Genomic DNA, 15,928 nt, shown 5'->3' with positions numbered 1-15,928 from the left:
GTCGTCGTCCGCTGTCACGCGAACCCCGCTCAGCGCGAGCGACGTCGGCCCAAGCACTGCGTAGGACGCGCAAAGCGACCGGTGGCGGCTCACCCGCCACCGGTCGTGCCCGACGGTCATCAACGAGCCACGAGGTTCCAATGAGCACTCATCACGCCAGGCCCGGCCGTCTGGAAGCTTCTGCTGTGCCGTTCCTAGTCAGTGAGCAGGAGTGAGTCTTGGACCCGTACCTGGTCACTGCGGACATCCCGAACGGTGTTTGATGTCCTGGTTGCCCGCTTTCGCTCCGCGTCCGGTGACACGGGTCGCGTCCGTGGTCCGGGAACGTGGGGGCGGGGTCCCTCACGCTCGCAGGTCTCCGGTCGGGCCTGGACGATCCGATGCCCCACAGCATCGCTCCGGTGCTGCGGGGGCGGTGTCGTCAGTCACCGGATCGGATGCCCGAGGGTGCGTCGCCCGATCGCGATGCTCGCCGCATCGTGACCGGGCCTGACCCGCAAGCTCATCGACACCTTCGGCGATCGCTTCCCCGGCAACAGCCCACAACAGCAGCGCCGGCTCGCCGACCTCACTCAGCGCGAACTAGAAGTCCTCACCGCCATCGCGACCGGCTGGACCAACGCGGAGATCGCCGAACGTCTCCACCTCGCCGAATCCACCGTCAAGTCTCACATCAGTCGCATCCTCCCCAGGATCGACGCCCGTGACCGCGTCCAGGCGGTGATCTTCGCCTACGACACCGGCCTCGTACGACCGACCTGATCCGAGCCGCGGTGTCCTTTGGCAGCCAAGTTAGTCCGGTGCGATGCCCTGACCTGGGGCGACTAGGTTGGGTGTCAAAGGACCAGTTGTCGGTCGGGAGCGAAGTGAGGGCCGCGGCTGGGCGGTTCAGCGCTGGCCGGAACCGCGTGCGCCACCTGCCACGGGCCTCCCCGCCCGCCAGGAGGCCGGCCACGCGACGTCGTCGATCGCCAGCCACGGCGCGGCGGCGACGGCAGTCGGCGTGAGCCCCGTAAACGCCTTCACTTCGCGGTGCAGATGGGACTGGTCGACGTAACCGCTCTCGGCCGCGACACAGGCGGGAGGGACACCCGCCGCGAGCAGATGGGCCGCATGGTCGAACCGCACCAGCTGGGCGGCCCGCTTGGGGGTGACGCCGAGCTGCGCCCGGCAACGCGCCCACAGACGCTTGCGGCTCCAGCCGACCTCGTCCGCCAGGCCGTCGATACGCATCCGGCCCCTGCTGGCGACCGTCCGCCTCCAGATGTGGACGACCTCCGGATCGACCCGCAGGCCGTCCCCGATCCGCCGGCGGACGGCGTCCGCCGCCATCGCGAACCGCTCGTCCCACGATCCGGCTGTACGCAGCCGCTCCTCGAAGCGCCCGGCGTCGCGGCCCCAGACGTCCGCCAAGGACTCCACGCTCCCGCTGCCCCCGGCCGACGAGCCGAGCACTGCGGCCGCCACACCCGGCTGCAGCCGGATCTGCAGGCACTCGCCCACCAGGCCGGACGCCCGCAGCTCCCCGGGGGCCAGGCCGATCACGACACTGCCGCGTCCGTGCCGCCCCTGCGTGTCGTAGACCAGGCCGTCATCGTCGCTCAGATCGATGAGCAAGGTGACGGACGGATGCGCGACCATCGCGATGTCGACGGGCGCGGGGACACGGTGGCGGAATCCGGCCATGCTGATGCCCGGCAGCCGGTCCGAAGGCTCCGGTACTGCGATGTCAACGCCCGACCACGCGGGTGGCACGCCCTGCGACAACACGGCGCCAGTCTAGGCCGGGCCTGCCGGCGGGGTTCCGGCGCACAGGGTCGCGAAGTCCAGCAGCAGTCGGCCCACCGGCTCGGGCGCTTCCAGCATGGGCATGTGCCCAACGCCCGGCAGCATCTCGACCCGCACGCCCGGCACGACGTCGTACTGGCGCGCCGACGCCGGATCCCACCGGGGATCGGCGGCGCCGAAGACCACGAGCACCGGGAGCCCGAGGGCGGCGAGCCGCTCGGGCACGGACTGCTCGGCGAGGTACGCGGTGTTCTCGCGCAGCACCTTGCGGAACGCGCGGTACGTGGTGCTCCGCACGTCGGCGACCATGCCGGGCGGAATGGGGGCAGGCCCGGCGAGCGTGGCGCCGATGCCTTTGCGGATCATCGCATCCGAACGCCGCCACCACAGCAGCGGCCCGAAGGGTGGTGCCAGCATCACGCGGAGGATGGCCGGCTGCGGCAGGAGCGCGTTGAGGTGCGGGCCGGTGCTGATCATCGCCAGCGAACCCACCAGGTCGGGGCGCTGCTCCGCCAGCGCGGTGGCGACGTATCCGCCGCTGGAGTGGCCGGCCACGGTGACGGCGCGCAGCCCGAGTTCGTCGAGCAGCGCCGCCACGCGGCCCGCCTGCGCCGGAACGTCGTAGGACGTGGCGCGCGGGGACTGGCCGCAGCCCGGGAGGTCTATCCGGACGACGTGATGACGGGCGGCGAGGGCCGGGACCACCGGCCCCCAGGAGGCGCTCGAGGCTCCAGATCCGTGGATGAGCAGCAGTGGCGGCGCGTCCCGCGGTCCGTCACGGTCCACATGCATCGGCTGCGCGTGCTGTGCGTCGTGGGCGTTCATGGAGCGATGGTGCGGGGGCGGCGGCTGCCGGTCTTGTACGAATGTCGCCAATGGCCCGCGGCGGGCGGGCCCCGCATCTGGATGTCAACGATTCGGCTCGTGCTGGCGCTGTCGGGATCGTGTATATCGGATGTAGTGGCGGATGCTGTCGTATGTGACCAAGCAGTCGTGGTGGTCTATGAGTTCTGTCCAGATCTGCCTCCCGTTGAGATTCCTATCGATCATGTTCTCGACCAGGTCGGCGAGTTCGCCTGTGACAGGGGTCAGTCAGGGGACCCGTCTCTGCGGTGGTCAGCCGTGGGGTCTCCAGGGCGAAGCGGACGTCCCAGGAGCGGAGGTTGTAGCGCTTTGTGAGCGTGCGGATATGTGCGCCTTTGAGGGCTTCTTGGGCGACGCGGTGGGCCAAGCCCTGGTGTCCGGTGATGGAATTCTTCCTGGGGAGGCGTCGGCGCGGTCTGTTCGTGCCGCCCAGGGCGTTGGCGTCAGCGAGGGCACGTATCGAGTGCTTCGGGCGAGTGGCCTGCGACCGTGGCGAGGTTTTCGAGGAGCGGCTTGCCGAACCACTGCGGCGGGCCGCAGAGATAGCAATGCAGGAAACTGGGCTTGAGATGGTCGGCGCGAGCCAGGCGCCGGATGTAGGAGTGGGCGGACTCTCCGAGGCAGGGGCGGAGTCGGACCGGCAGGGGCGCAAATCGGGGCGGTGGTTCGCTGTTCATCGGTAGGTAGCGGTCTTCGTGGCCAGCGACGCCGTGGTGTGGGCGGTGTGGTCGAGCGGGATGCTCTGGAGGCTCTTCTTGGTGATCTTCTCGGTGCCGGTGAGGATGGCGTCGACCGCGGCTCCGCGGATGGCGTGGGAGAGGGATCCGATCATGCCGCCCGCGTGGTCGTGCAGGAAGCGGTCCAGGCCCGTGAGAGTGCCAGGGCGGTGGTCGTGCAGCCGCAGGGTGTCCTCCATGTCGGCGACCAGCCCCTTCCGTTCGCTGTTGCAGGGGAAGGGGCGAGAGGGGATCAGGGGGAAGCGGCCGGCGATCTGGGCGCCCCGTGTCCCGGACAGCAGGCCGGATTCGGCGATGTCGATGCCGGCATAGACGCACGTGGCGGCCAGGCGCTCGGAGAAGTACTTGAGAGTGTCGGCGACTTCGGCGCCGTGGCGGCTGGTGAGTGAGATGTTGTGGAGTTCGTCGACCAGCACCAGCCCGGTGCGAGTGTCGGTGCAGACACCGACTACGGCCTCGATGATGTCTGTCATGTTCGAGCGGGGCCCGCACCGGCAGGCCCAGGAAGCGGGCGAACTCGGTCGCGATCATGCGGGCAGTCGCGGCGGGCGGGACGGTGACGTAGACGACCGGAATGCGGTCCGTGACGTGTGTGCCGGGCCCGGTCAAGGAGTTCGTGGGAGCGTCCCAACTGGGTGATGGCGATGGTCTTGCCGGTTCCGGCAGGGCCGGAAACGATCAGCCCACGGCGGGCGCTGATCGCGTGGCGGTTGAGCAGGACCAGCCTGCGACCACAGATCGCCGTATTCTCGACGACGAGGTGGCGACCGTGAGCATGCAGGCGTGAGGGTCAAGGCGGTCCTCGTCGTAGCTGCCCCGCTCGGGCGACGACATCCGCTGCCAAGCGCTCCGGGACGACAAAGCCGGGGGTGCGGGTGGCCCGTCGATGAACCTCCGCCACCCGGCCAGGGTGTTCAGCTGCCGACTGGCCTCGGCGTCAGCCTCCCGCGATACAGTTCGCCGCGTCGGCGGCTTGGAGATGGTCACGAACGCCTCCAGGGGACGGCCAGCGGGCCGAACAGGTCCAGCGGAATGACCTCGGCCAACGAGGTGTCCGTGTTCTCATCCATCGGTTCGCTCTCGGCTGGCGGATCGGGGATCTCCCGCCCTGGGAGGGTCGCCCGGGTGCGGGCGGCGATCCCGCCGACACCGTTTGGCCGGAGGATCCTTCTCATGCAGGGGGCCGTCGTGGGCGCGTTTGAGCAGGGCGGCGGCCACATCCGCGATCTGTGCCGCGCTCCCATTCTTCGGGACCTGTTGACGGGCGTGGTCCCAGGCCATTTCGCCGAACGGGACGCCGACACGGTGCAGGTGCTTCCAGAACACGGTGATCCACCGGTCCCTCTCGTCGCGGCGGTCACGTACCCAGATCCGGGAGACGTCGTAGGGGTCGTGGTGGATCTCCCACAAGCCCTTCTTCTCCGTGACACCGGAGCGCTGACGGCGCAGCGGGTTCAACTCCGGGCTGTCGCAAGTGCGGCGGTTGATCCGAATGCCGTAAGCGTTGATCGCATGCCACCGTTCCGGCAGCAACTCGACGTAGTCCTCACCGCTCAACGGGGCCGGAACGTAGCCGCACGACTCCAGCAACATCGCGTACTTCTCATTCGGCGAGAAGGCCCGCTTCGGCGCGTCCGGATCTCGGAGAGCGTCATGCGGCCGGGTCTGCCAGGCAGCGACAATCCACTCATCCAGCAGTTCCTGCAACTCGGGCAGAGACCACAACGGCCCGTCCTCCAAGTGCCGGCCGCGACGGTCCACCGGCCGGCCGGTGTAACCCGCGACAAACTGCGCGAACAGCGTCGCCACCGAACTCAGGGTCTTCTCGATCACGCCCTTCTCGAAGGGCGACGCCTTGTGCGTCGGCTGCAGCGTGACGCTCAAGAAGCGGCAGGAGGCACGGAAGCTGTGGGAGATGAAGACTTTGCCCTGGTCGCAGACGATCGCCTCCGGAATGATCACCGGCCTCGCCGCCGCGTGCTCCAGTCGTTCGTCCAGGGCCGGCATCCGCCGGTGCGGCAGCGCCGACCGGGACATCCGCAGGGCCTCTGGCCAGCCTGGCCGCATCGTCTCTGGTGTGATGCTGCGGGCCAGGAGGGCGGAGGCGTCGGCCGCCTTCGTCGTCGGCCGCAACACCGCCGCAGCGATCGACCCGGACTCCTTGTGAGTGGCCGCCCGAAGACTGGAGTCTTCTATCCGTTTCCGGATTCGGGCAGCGCCCTCCGGTCCGCCGTGGCCGGCGTAGCAAAAGTGGATAGGTCAATCCGATTGCTAGACTGGTTGGTATGACCCCTGACGCCCAGCACTCCGACGGTCCCGCTCAGCCGCTGCGCAGTGACGCCGAGCGCAATCGGGAGCGGATCGTCGCCGCCGCACGCACGGTGTTCGCGCGCGACGGCCTGAGCGCCTCCATGGCCTCCGTGGCCCGCGAGGCGGGCGTGGGCATCGCCACCATGTTCCGTCGCTTCCCCACCAAGGAGGAACTGGTCGACGCCGTCTTCTCCGACCGCATGGGCGCCTACGCCGACGCGGTCACCGTCGCCCTGGACGACCCCGACCCCTGGAACGGCTTCGTCGGCTACATCGAGACCGCCTGTGCGATGCAGGCCGCGGACAGCGGCTTCGCCGACGTCCTGACCATGTCCTTCCCTACCGCCAAGGTCCTGGAGCAACGCCGCAACGAGGCGTACCAGGCAATGCTGCGCCTCATCGACCGCGCCAAGGACACCGGCCGCCTGCGCGAGGACTTCGACCCCTCGGACCTGGTACTGATCCACATGGCGAACGCCGGTGTCGTCAATGTCACCGGCGATGCCGCCCCGGATGCCTGGCGGCGCGTTGTCGCCCTGTTCGTCCAGTCCCTTGAGGCCCCGGCGCGCGGCCCCCTGCCCGCCTCGCCCGGGCACGAGCCCCTTTACAAGGCCATGGTCCGCGCCGGTCAGGGCACCGCTGCACCGCCGCCGGGCAAGAGCAGCTGACCTCGCCGAGAGTGGGCCGAGCTGGGCCGCCCCGCCCGCTCGCGCGACCGACCGCGCCCTGAACTGCGTCCTTGACCCGCGTCCACGCTCCTGCCCGATCCGCTCGCCGACCGGCTCCGTAACAAAGCCATGCTGTCGGGCGCGGCGTCCGAGGTCGCGGCGACCACCCTGGCATTGGCTGTGGGCAGGAGCGCCAGGTCTGGGGGCGCGAAGCCTGCCTGCCGATGTCCGGTACCCGGGGCGCGTTCAATGATCTTCTGGAAGTCGGCGTAGGCCTGCGCGCGGTGTACCTCGAAGGCCCGGCGGCTCCCGGGTCTGAACCAATGCCAACAGCGAGGTCCAACTCGAGTACTACGACTTGTCCGGTCGATCTTTGAGGCAACGGCGTATGACACCCGTGAATCTCATTGTCGAACGTCTCGTCGGGTGAGGTAGAAGGGCGGCATGGATACCGCCGTACTTGAACAGATGCTGGACGAGACCTTCGATCACGCTGTCGTGCATCACGGATACACCAACTACATGCGTGACTACGAGGTCATCGTCTATGCGACGGCTGATCCCCGCACCGGCGTCACGCCGTCGTACCTGCGGTATCTGTTCCGGTACTGCGTCGAGGCCCGATGTGAGACGTCAGTGCCCGTGGAGACCTGGCGTATCTCTTTGGACGACCGGCTCATCGACCACGAAACCGGTGTCGACCTCGACGGTTACGTCTGGGGCGTGAAGTGGCACTGCCTGTACCCGGGAGCCAAGCTTCTCCCCGAGTCGGAGGCGACTCGCCGCTGGTCGACGGCCGTCGGGATCGACTTCCATGAGGTACGCATTGAGACCAACGCGCACAACTTGAGCTTGCTCTTCTCCGACCTTCAGGTGAGCGAGGCCCCGGTCGGATACGCGCCCTTCGTCACGGACTAGGGATCAGCGTTCGTGTGATCTTGTGACCGATGTGTGTCTGGGGCGTTCTTCCCGCCATGGGGCGGGGTGATCTGAGTGATGCCGAGTGGGAAAGGCTGCGGCCGTTCCTGCCGGTCAGTAACAGGCGTTGTGGCCGGTGGCGGGACCACCGGCAGGTGATCGACGGGATTTTGCACCGGGTTCGGACCGGCGTTCAGTGGCGTGACCTGCCCGAACGGTTCGGGCCGTGGAAGACCGTCTACGAACGACACCGACTGTGGTCGGCCGACGGGACGTGGGAGCGTCTACTCCAGCAAGTCCAAGCCGCCGCCGACGCGGCGGGTGAAATCGACTGGGAGATCTCGGTCGACTCCACCATCGTGCGGGCTCATCAGCACGCGGCCGGCGCCCGGACTGACCCGCCGCCGGCCCTTCCCTCAAAGGGGGACGAAGTTCCAGAACACCAGGGCGAAACTGCGTGGCAGAGCCTGCACGCTCGCCTTGTGGAGGTGGTGCGGGAGGTGAGGGCCTGGGCCGCTCGCGCGGCGGGTTCACCACCAAGCTCCACCTGAGCGCCGACGGCCGCTGCCGCCCGCTCTCCTTGGTCGTCACTCCAGGTCAGCGGGCGGACTGCACCCAGTTCAAACCGGTCCTAGAGAAGATCCGTGTCCCCAAGCTCGGACCCGGCAGGCCTCGCAAGAACCCCGACAGCATCGCCGCCGACAAGGCCTACAGCAACGGGCCTTACCGCGACTATCTGCGGCGTCGGGGCATCCGGCACACGATCCCGGAGAAGATCGACAGCCAGACCGCTCGCCTGCGGAAAGGCTCACGCGGCGGCCGGCCACCCAGCTTCGACGAAGAGCGGTACAAGAAACGCAACACCGTCGAACGGGCCATCAACCGGCTCAAGCAGCACCGGGCAGTGGCCACCCGCTACGACAAACGCCGCTACGTCTACCTCGGCACCGCCACCGCCGCAGCCCTCGTTATCTGGCTCCGAACATGATCGGCCGGACAAGTCCTAGCCGAGGAGGCTGCCGCCGCTGGCATCGAGGGCCGCGCCGGTGATCGAGCGCGCTTCGTCGGTGGCGAGGAAGACGATCGCGTCGGCGACCTCATCCGGCTCGCCGAGGCGTTTGAACGCCGACAGCTGGGACATCTGCTCCCGGACCTCGGGGATCTTGAAAATTGCGTGCCCGTTGTCGGTGACGTCGGGGATCACGGTGTTGACATTGATCCCCCGGGAGGCGAGGTGCCGTGCGCAGTCCAGCGTGAGTTGTTCGATCCCGCCCTTGGTCACCGAGTAGACGGTCTGCGAGGGGTTGGCGACGTGGGTCAGGCCGGAGGAGATATTGATGACGCGTCCGCCGTCGGGGATCAGTTCGAGGGCGCGCTGGGCGATGAGGAAGGGGGCCTTGGCGTTGACCGCGAACATCTTGTCGAACGCCTCGGCGGAGACCCTCCTTCGGCGCAGCCCCGGTCGACGTCTCGCCGGCGTTGTTCACCAAGAGTGCCGGGTCGACGTAGGACGGGTCGGTGGTCGTGGTCATGAGGGCCTGCTCCTCGAAAAAGTGGGGGATCGGGGGGCGAGGGGCGCATCAGCAGGCCGAGGGTGTCAAGGCATGAGCCGCTTACCGGACTTGATGGCCGTCATGACGCCGCAGACCGCGAACGGGGGCCGCCGGCAACGTCCAGCGGAACGGAACCTTCCTCCCTGATCGCGCCGCGGACCGGAACACCGCGGCGTGATCAGGGGTCGATGAGGGGACGGGTACGGCTCGGTGTCTGTCAGCCGCGGGGGAAGCCGTCGTCGTCGAGCTTGAAGACGAGCTCTGCCTCATCTCGCTTGGTGGTGTGCAGCTCCCAGTAGAGGGGGCTGATCTGCTCGGGCCGGGCCGTCTCCACTCCGGGGATGACGGAGACGCCGATGGACGAGTCGATGCCGACGTGGGCGGCCTGGATGCCGGTGCCGGCGTCGGCCAGTTCCTTGTGCAGGCTCATCACCCAGTTGCGCAGCGCCGCGGCGGCGGCGTTCACGTTGGCGACCCGCGGGTCGGGCCAGATCGAGCCGGCGCCGGTGGTGTAGAGCAGGGTGCCTGCGCCCGCCTCGCGCATCGCGGGCAGTACCGCCTGGGTGGCGGCGATGGCGCCGTACAGCTGGAAGTTCATCTCGAACTCCACGTCCGAGGGTTCGGTGGTGGCCGGAGCGGTCAGTATGGTGACGCCGAACGTTCCCACCGGGGAGTACTCCAGGACGTCGATCCCGCCGAACTTGGCGGACGCGTCCTTGAGTGCCCGGGCGAGCCCGTCGCGGTCGAGGACGTCCGCGGGGAACGCGGCGGCGGTGATGCCCTCGGCGCCGAGCGTGCCGACGAGACCGTCGAGCTTGTCGCGGTCGCGGGAGATCAGGGCGACGTCGAAGCCCTGGGAGCCGAAGGTGCGGGCGATGGCCAGGCCCATCTGGGGGCCGGCTCCGACGATGGCGATGCTGGTCACAGCAAGATCCTTTCGGGAAGAGATGGCACTGGAAGGCCCAAGATCTGGATAGATCTATCCGCATCGGTGATGCGGATAGGCCTTTCCGGTTCACTGTCATCACCGTACCACGGAACTGGATAGGGTCATCCGATTGCTTGTCTGTGGTGTGAGTCCTGGCGCCCGCCATCGCGATGATCCCGCAGCCATTGCGGGAGAGGCTGCTCGCGGAACGGGGCTTTGGCTCGGGCGTGAGCTGCTGGCATCGGCTTGCCGGACTTGCCGACCGCGGCTGGCCGGTGCCCTACAGCAGTCTGAGGGACTGGTCCCGCCGCCTGCAGTGGCCGGACGGACCCGTCCCGACCGCCGCGGCGCCGTCCGTTCGCGCCGTCGTCGGCTGGATCACCCGGCATCCAGAGACTCTCGCCGAAGACGAAATCCAGCAGTTCAAAGCCGTTCTGGCCGTCTGCCCAGAGCCTGGAGCAGGCGCATCAACTCGTCCGGGACCTCGCCCAGATGCTCGTCCAGCGCGCTGGTGCTGCACTACCGGACTGGATCAACACCGCCCGCGACTCACAGCTGCCTGGGATCACAGGCTTCGCCCGCGGGCTGACCTTCGATCTGGAAGCCGTGATCGCCGGACTGACCTTGCGCTGCAGGGAGGCACCGAGGGCGCCGTGACGCGCGTGAAAGAGATCAAGAGACAGTTCTACGGTCGTGCCGGATTCGAACTACTCCGCAAGATGGTCCTGCCTCAGTGACGCTGCTGCATCCTCCTCGTGGTGCAGGTCCCGAACGCCGCTCACCACAGGAGTCCCACCCAGAGGAGTCCCACTGAGGTTGTATAAATCCACTCGCTCTCCGTCTGCGTGGAAGGTTGATCCAGTTGCCCGCAGCCAAGGCCCCTTACAAAGACCTGATGTCTCGTAAGCTGCTGCTTTGGGCTCTGGTCGCCTTCACCAGCAAGGCTCCGGTAGCCATGGCGCCGCTGGCCCTGGTGTTCTCAAGTCGGCAGAGCCCGGCCGGCTACAGCCTCGGTGCGAGCTTGGCCTCCGCCTACGTCGTGGGAGAGGTGGTAGGCGCGCCACTGCTCGGGTCCCGTTTGAGCCGCAGCCGGATGAAGCCGCAACTGTCGGTCGGTCTCCTGGCGGGGGCACTTGCCTTCGGCGCCCTGCCATTCGTCAGATCGGCCCCCGCCCCTGTATTGATCGGCCTCGCCTTCCTGGCCGGCGCGGCACCGGCTGCTTCCCCCGGTGGCATCCGCGCCATCCTGACCCGACTGGTGACCGACGAATCGGTGCCCCGCGCACTGAGCGCCGAGACCACCTTGACTCAGATCACCTGGGCCGCGGCACCCGGTCTGGTCGTCCTCCTGGCTCTCCAAGTCCACGCCGGTGCCCCGCTGATGCTGGGTGCCCTGCTCGCGGCCGCAGCTTCGATCCTGGTCCTGCGGCTCCCAGAACCCCCGGAACTCGAATCCGCTACCAGCGCCGTCGCTTCAATGACGCGAACCTTGTTCTCCGGCTGGCCCGTCTACCTCACCAGCGCGGCCTCCATGGCCATGTTGGCCACCGCGGAACTGGTCCTGCCTGCGCTCTTGGAGGAGCGGCAGGTCGCAGTCGGATGGTCGGCGCCGCTCCTCGCGGGCTTCGCGCTTGCCAGTGCCGCTGGTGCGGTCTGCTACGGACTGCGGACTTGGCCCGGCTCCGTGCAGGCACAGAGTCTGGTGTTCCTGACCGCCATGGCCGGGTGCCTCGTTCTGGTCACCGTCTTGCCCGGCATGCCGGGCATCGCCGCTGGACTTCTCCTGGCGGGCATCTTCCAGTCCGGTGTGATGGTCACCCGCAACCTCAGCCTCCGCGAACGCCTGCCCGCGCGCGCTCACGCCGCCGCGTACTCCGTTATGTACGCCGTCGGGGGCTTGGGCTACAGCCTCGCCGCATCCTTCTCCGCCATGGCGTTAAACCTGGCGAGCCCTTCGGCCGCGATTCTCGGTGGTGTCGCCATCACTGTGCTCATCACCGCTGTCAGCGCAATAGCCGAACGGAACAGTGTCGGGAACGCCATCCGCGGCTTCCGGTAAGCGTGTTGTCCGGACGCAAGGAAGATCCAGCCGACGACCATTCGTGCCGAAGGCACCACAGAGGCTGAGCTGAGAGAGCGGAACCCCTGAAGCACGGTCGAACACTGCGATGACCCTTCGTCACAGCTCCCCAAGATCTGTGCCAGAGCCCAGTTAGCGCCGCCGTAGCCACATCGGTCCAGGGCCAGTGCTCCGCGAAGCGTAGGTAGCTGCGGCGGCCGGTGGTGACAGTTTGTGCGGCGGCGGAGAACAGGCGGAGGCGGAGTCGCTTCGGTTCCCAGCGGCAGGCCTTGCCGGTCAGGGCGAGCATCGCATCCAGGCGAGCAGGTCCAGGGCGAGCTGGGCGATCTCCAGCCAGATCTGGTTCTGTGCGAAACCGTGGAAGGGGAGGTTGCGCAGGCCGGTGGGGCGGGCGTCCCGGATGCGGTCCTCGCAGCGGGTGCACTGGCGGTGGCACAGTTCGAGCCCGGCGATCGCGGTGCCGGGGGTGTTGGCGGCGAGTCAGGTCGGGCACATGCCGTCGGCGTCGGTGACGCGGAGCTGGGCGCCGGGGTGGGGGCGGTTCCTTGCGGACGATCAGCCGCATCCCTTTCGGCTACTCGCTCAGGCAGTCCCCAGCGAGTTCAGCGACCCAGGCACCGTCGCGGATCCCGTCGCCGGGGCTCGACGGTCGGCGTCCAGGCCGATGCCGGGACCTTCAGCACAGCCTGGTGGATGGCATCGGTGATGGTCATGCCGAACCGAGCACGACAGCCAGCGGCCCCGGGTGGTGAGCCAGTTGACGAACTGGTGGGTGCCGCCCCCGGAATCGGTGCGGATCGGGGTGCGGCGCCCGCGCCGGAATCTTTTGGGGAACTGGGCCAGGGCCAGTCGGGTGGCGGTGATGTGGTCGGCGGCGGTGTTGCTGCCCGCGTTGCCCGCTCTGAGCAGGCCCGCGACGGGCTCGCCGGATCCTGCCGTCCCGTGGTCGAAACCCCGCGATCGGATGGTGGCCGAATGTTCCCTTCCAGGTCGCCGTGGCGTCCCACTTGTCCGATTGCGCGATCACCAGCACCCCGTCCAGGTCCCCGATCACCTGACCGTTCTGGTCAGGGGCAGCCTCCCCGGCCAACGCCCAGACCTGTTCGCGGACCTGGGCACGGGCCCGGCGGATCGCGGTCAGCGCATGCTCCCCGCTGGTGGCGAGCGTGTCGACCAGGCGTGAGACCGTCGGGTCGGATGCCACCGGCCCGAACGCCGTCGGCTCAGCCCGCAGCCTGGCGACATCGGACAGGCAGTCCCCGCCCAGCGTCACTGTGAGCGCCACGTCGAGCAACACCTTGCCGGGATCGTGCACCGCCCGCACCTTGCACCACGGCGCCAAGGCTGACGATTGCGTCGTATCCAGCCCGCTCTTGCGGACCGGTTCCACCAACAGCACGGCGCCGGCCTGCGAAACCGCTCGGCGGCCACCGCCACGGGCACAAGGGTATGACCCGGTATTCTTCTTCACTTGAGGAGTGCCGCTTTCCTGACGACGAAAAAGACCCCAGAAAAGTCCCATCGCCCCAGGTCAGGAGGCTGATGTCCGCAGTGTCAGTGGTGCCGGGGATAGTGGCCTTCATGATTGATGAGCGATACTCCCGGCTTGCTGCCGAGCACCTTCCCGGCGATTTCGCCCAGCGCTGGACAGCGCTCCTGCGCCCGTGCGTCCGCCTTCGTCGGGCCGTGGACGGCGAGCAGGCCGTGGCCGCCCTTGGTGGGAACCCGCAGCTTCCGGAAGGGATCGACTGGCCCGAGTGGCCCGGGCACGGGCCACTGTCCTTCATCGCTTCAGTGCGGTGCAACGAGCTGCCACGCGAGGGGCTTGCCGAGCAGTTCCCACAGGACGGAACCCTGCTCTTCTTCTACTTCGACGGTCAGACCGACGCCGACGCCTTTGTTTCCGCTGATGACCCCGACACCTGGGTCGGTGCCCAGGTGCTGTACGTCCCGGAGAGCACCCCGGTCTTCCCGACACTCGTACCCCGGACCTGGAACCGTTCCCCCGCGTGGACCTCACCGCCGAGATGGAGCAAAGCGCCCCCGACCTGTGGCTCCCACAGACCCGCCAAGTACTGCTCGGCGACGGCCGGCACTGGCCGCACCACCTCCGTGAAACCCCAGCCGAGCTCAAGCCGTTCCTCCGTGCCTTCGGCCGCCTGCGCACCCGCGTCGGCCACCAGATCGGCGGCCACGCCGTACCCATCCAGGGCCCGGTGGAGTACGAGATCGCGAACGGGGCGCTCGGCAGCATGCACGCGTGGGGCGACCAGTCCCACGACCAGGAAGCCGAACGATGGGTACTGCTCGCCCAGTTCGACAGCGACAGCGACGCGAAGATGGAGTGGGGCGACGTGGGCGCCCTTTACTGGCTCATCCGCCCTGAGGACCTCGTAGCCCACCGCTTCGGCCAGGTCCGGTTGACCGTGCAGTGCTAGCCGGTTTTGACCGCACGTGACGGTTCGTCGACACTTCCGGCGGACCGTTTGCCCGCGGGCAGTACCCACCACGCCTCTTCACCTGCGGGGGTGCAGTCTTCCTGGCAGCGAAGAGGACCCTAATCAAGCCTGTTGTCCCAGGTCAGCGGCACTCTTCGCGTCATTGTTCTCTCCAGACGTCACCCCATGCGAAAGCGCGAGGCTAGCGTGTGCCCATGCCATCGGTGAACCTGCGCCACTCAGTTCGCGCGATCATTCTCGATGAAGATGACCGCATCCTGCTCTGCCGATTCGAGATTCCGGAGCCTGCCGGGACGGTTGTGTGGGCGACTCCCGGCGGTGGGATCGAGCAGGACGAAACCCCGCTTGCCGCGCTGCGTCGCGAGCTGTGTGAGGAGGTAGGACTGATTCTTGAGGCCGACCCGCCACATGTGTGGCATCAGGAAGTAGTGGCACCGGGGCACGCAGCGGGTTACGACGGCGTGGTCAACGACTACTTCCTCGTGCGCACAGCGTGGTTCGAACCTCGCGGTGCTCTGTCAGACGACGAGCTGGCCGCGGAGAACATCCATGGTCTGGAGTGGTGGTGTGCAAAGGACATCTCCGGCTTTGACGGCTCCGACCTGTTCTCGCCCCGCGACCTTGCCACGCCATTGACGGCATTGATCACGTCAGGCATCCCCGCCAGACCGGTGCCGCTCGGTCTGTGAACAGTGAAGACGTCAGGAGGCGAGGAGTACGCGCTTCCGCAGAAGCGGGCATCCCGCGTGACCGAAGATCTGCCGCTTCAGCATCTTGATCCGGTTGAGAGGATCGTCTCTCAAACTCTGGGGGTGGTTCGTTGTGGGCAGTTGGACACCAGAAGTCTGCGAGGTGCTGGAGGCGGCTGGTTGGGCGCCGGGCCGGAAGGTCGACACAGGGCACTGGCGCGCGCAGTTTGCAGAGGTGGGGCTGCCCATGCACGAGGCTGCCGAGGTGTTTCTCGCGGAGTTCGGCGGGCTGTACGTAAGCGTGCACGGGCCCGGTATCAGCTGTGCTCGGACGCCGTTCGAGTTCGACCCTGAGCTGGCGGTGGGGGAGGAGGACCGGTTCAGCGGGTGGGGCGAGACCATCGGGCGCCACCTCTTTCCGCTGGGTGAACTGGACGAGGGGCGGCACTTTCTCGGCATCGACGAGTCCAGCGAGATCTACCTCGTTGAAATGTGGGTGGGCAGTTTCGGCCGAATGCCGAAGGCCATGGAGAACCTGGTCCTGGGGGTCATGCCGCGACGTCTCGCTGACTGATCATCAATCGCAAAGCAGAACCGCCGACGCAGGAGAGCAAAGCGCGCGGCCGGGATCTGCCCGCGACGGAGCGCGAACTCGTCAACGCCCAAGACCCTGGGGGTGCTGGCTGACGGCACTGGCATCGCCAGGACCAGCCGGATCAGGGAACTCCGGCTCGTTGTGATGCCCAAGCGGTCCGCCAGCCGGGCTCCGGAGCGGCCCGCCAAGGCCAGGCGAGTCGTTCGCCGCGGACATGCGGCTGCACCTGAACCGGGGCGGGCGCTTCGACCTGACCGTGACGGATGTGGGCCTTCAGGCGCGCACGGTCGAGGGGATCGAGTCGGTGACCATCAGCCAGGTCGGGCTTCCGCTCACCCA

At 67.9% G+C, this 15,928-nt stretch carries 11 protein-coding genes and 7 pseudogenes; 9 read left to right on the top strand and 9 right to left on the bottom strand.

Annotation, left to right across the window (positions count from 1 at the left end; genetic code table 11):
* Positions 1 to 194 precede the first annotated feature (194 nt).
* Positions 195 to 482, bottom strand: a pseudogene (locus tag AB0I18_RS31695) (IS200/IS605 family accessory protein TnpB-related protein); the annotation flags it as partial.
* 1 nt (position 483) lies between these two features.
* Between AB0I18_RS31695 and AB0I18_RS31690 the strand changes: the two are divergent.
* A pseudogene (locus tag AB0I18_RS31690) lies at positions 484 to 762 on the top strand (response regulator transcription factor); the annotation flags it as partial.
* A gap of 126 nt (positions 763 to 888) precedes the next feature.
* Here AB0I18_RS31690 and AB0I18_RS31685 read toward each other — a convergent pair.
* The 4 genes and pseudogenes from AB0I18_RS31685 to AB0I18_RS31670 form a co-directional block, all read right to left on the bottom strand.
* Positions 889 to 1,770 carry a helix-turn-helix domain-containing protein gene (locus tag AB0I18_RS31685; RefSeq protein WP_363109063.1) on the bottom strand — a complete coding sequence of 294 codons (882 nt, stop codon included), beginning with the start codon at positions 1,768 to 1,770 and terminating at the stop codon, positions 889 to 891.
* Positions 1,771 to 1,779: 9 nt separating this feature from the next.
* Positions 1,780 to 2,613, bottom strand: a complete 834-nt coding sequence (locus AB0I18_RS31680; protein WP_363109062.1) for an alpha/beta fold hydrolase — start codon at positions 2,611 to 2,613, stop codon at positions 1,780 to 1,782.
* A gap of 712 nt (positions 2,614 to 3,325) precedes the next feature.
* A pseudogene (locus tag AB0I18_RS31675) lies at positions 3,326 to 4,376 on the bottom strand (ATP-binding protein).
* A pseudogene (locus AB0I18_RS31670) lies at positions 4,373 to 5,540 on the bottom strand (integrase); the annotation flags it as partial. The pseudogenes AB0I18_RS31675 and AB0I18_RS31670, both read right to left, overlap by 4 nt.
* Before the next feature lie 134 nt (positions 5,541 to 5,674).
* On the opposite strand from AB0I18_RS31670, the gene AB0I18_RS31665 reads away from it, so the two are divergent.
* The 3 genes and pseudogenes from AB0I18_RS31665 to AB0I18_RS31655 all read left to right on the top strand — a co-directional run bounded on the left by AB0I18_RS31665 (position 5,675) and on the right by AB0I18_RS31655 (position 8,273).
* Complete coding sequence (locus tag AB0I18_RS31665) at positions 5,675 to 6,367, top strand: TetR/AcrR family transcriptional regulator (RefSeq protein WP_363109061.1); 693 nt, start codon at positions 5,675 to 5,677, stop codon at positions 6,365 to 6,367.
* A gap of 444 nt (positions 6,368 to 6,811) precedes the next feature.
* Entirely contained in the window at positions 6,812 to 7,285 is a 474-nt protein-coding gene (locus tag AB0I18_RS31660; RefSeq protein WP_363109060.1) for a hypothetical protein, read from the top strand.
* Positions 7,286 to 7,341: 56 nt separating this feature from the next.
* Positions 7,342 to 8,273 (top strand): annotated as a pseudogene (locus tag AB0I18_RS31655) (IS5 family transposase).
* 15 nt (positions 8,274 to 8,288) lie between these two features.
* Here AB0I18_RS31655 and AB0I18_RS31650 read toward each other — a convergent pair.
* Positions 8,289 to 8,702 carry an SDR family oxidoreductase gene (locus AB0I18_RS31650; RefSeq protein WP_363109059.1) on the bottom strand — a complete coding sequence of 138 codons (414 nt, stop codon included), beginning with the start codon at positions 8,700 to 8,702 and terminating at the stop codon, positions 8,289 to 8,291.
* A 353-nt stretch (positions 8,703 to 9,055) separates the two neighbouring features.
* On the bottom strand, positions 9,056 to 9,763 hold the full coding sequence (locus AB0I18_RS31645; protein WP_363109058.1) for an SDR family NAD(P)-dependent oxidoreductase: 708 nt from the start codon (positions 9,761 to 9,763) through the stop codon (positions 9,056 to 9,058).
* Positions 9,764 to 10,661: 898 nt separating this feature from the next.
* Between AB0I18_RS31645 and AB0I18_RS31640 the strand changes: the two genes are divergently transcribed.
* Positions 10,662 to 11,825 (top strand): MFS transporter, encoded by a 1,164-nt coding sequence (locus tag AB0I18_RS31640; RefSeq protein WP_363109057.1) that lies wholly within the window; start codon positions 10,662 to 10,664, stop codon positions 11,823 to 11,825.
* 154 nt (positions 11,826 to 11,979) lie between these two features.
* Here the strand turns inward: AB0I18_RS31640 and AB0I18_RS31635 are convergent.
* Together AB0I18_RS31635 and AB0I18_RS31630 are read right to left on the bottom strand one after the other, a co-directional pair.
* Positions 11,980 to 13,317 (bottom strand): annotated as a pseudogene (locus AB0I18_RS31635) (IS1380 family transposase); the annotation flags it as partial.
* Between the two features lie 83 nt (positions 13,318 to 13,400).
* Entirely contained in the window at positions 13,401 to 13,616 is a 216-nt protein-coding gene (locus AB0I18_RS31630) for a hypothetical protein (protein ID WP_363109056.1), read from the bottom strand.
* On the opposite strand from AB0I18_RS31630, the pseudogene AB0I18_RS31625 reads away from it, so the two are divergent.
* From AB0I18_RS31625 to AB0I18_RS31610, 4 genes and pseudogenes are all read left to right on the top strand, one after another.
* Positions 13,533 to 13,760, top strand: a pseudogene (locus AB0I18_RS31625) (DUF1963 domain-containing protein); the annotation flags it as partial. The gene AB0I18_RS31630 and the pseudogene AB0I18_RS31625 sit on opposite strands and share 84 nt — an antisense overlap.
* Before the next feature lie 95 nt (positions 13,761 to 13,855).
* A complete protein-coding gene (locus AB0I18_RS31620) occupies positions 13,856 to 14,284 on the top strand; it encodes a DUF1963 domain-containing protein (RefSeq protein ID WP_363109055.1) in 429 nt (142 codons plus the stop codon).
* 215 nt (positions 14,285 to 14,499) lie between these two features.
* Positions 14,500 to 14,994 carry an NUDIX domain-containing protein gene (locus tag AB0I18_RS31615; protein ID WP_363109054.1) on the top strand — a complete coding sequence of 165 codons (495 nt, stop codon included), beginning with the start codon at positions 14,500 to 14,502 and terminating at the stop codon, positions 14,992 to 14,994.
* 163 nt (positions 14,995 to 15,157) lie between these two features.
* Positions 15,158 to 15,568, top strand: coding sequence for an SUKH-3 domain-containing protein (locus AB0I18_RS31610; RefSeq protein ID WP_363109053.1), 411 nt, complete (start codon positions 15,158 to 15,160; stop codon positions 15,566 to 15,568).
* Positions 15,569 to 15,928 lie beyond the last annotated feature (360 nt).

It is taken from the genome of Streptomyces sp. NPDC050704 (assembly GCF_040654355.1).
Lineage (GTDB): Bacteria > Actinomycetota > Actinomycetes > Streptomycetales > Streptomycetaceae > Streptomyces.
The sequence above is the reverse complement of the archived record's forward strand: the minus strand, read 5'-3'. Positions and strand labels throughout refer to the sequence as shown.

Excerpts from the sequence above, each read along its gene's own strand:
- AB0I18_RS31665 (WP_363109061.1), top strand. The coding sequence starts at position 5,675 with ATGACCCCTGACGCCCAGCACTCCGACGGTCCCGCTCAGCCGCTGCGC.
- AB0I18_RS31680 (WP_363109062.1), bottom strand. The coding sequence starts at position 2,613 with ATGAACGCCCACGACGCACAGCACGCGCAGCCGATGCATGTGGACCGT.
- AB0I18_RS31660 (WP_363109060.1), top strand. The coding sequence starts at position 6,812 with ATGGATACCGCCGTACTTGAACAGATGCTGGACGAGACCTTCGATCAC.
- AB0I18_RS31650 (WP_363109059.1), bottom strand. The coding sequence starts at position 8,702 with ATGTTCGCGGTCAACGCCAAGGCCCCCTTCCTCATCGCCCAGCGCGCC.
- AB0I18_RS31615 (WP_363109054.1), top strand. The coding sequence starts at position 14,500 with ATGCCATCGGTGAACCTGCGCCACTCAGTTCGCGCGATCATTCTCGAT.
- AB0I18_RS31640 (WP_363109057.1), top strand. The coding sequence starts at position 10,662 with ATGTCTCGTAAGCTGCTGCTTTGGGCTCTGGTCGCCTTCACCAGCAAG.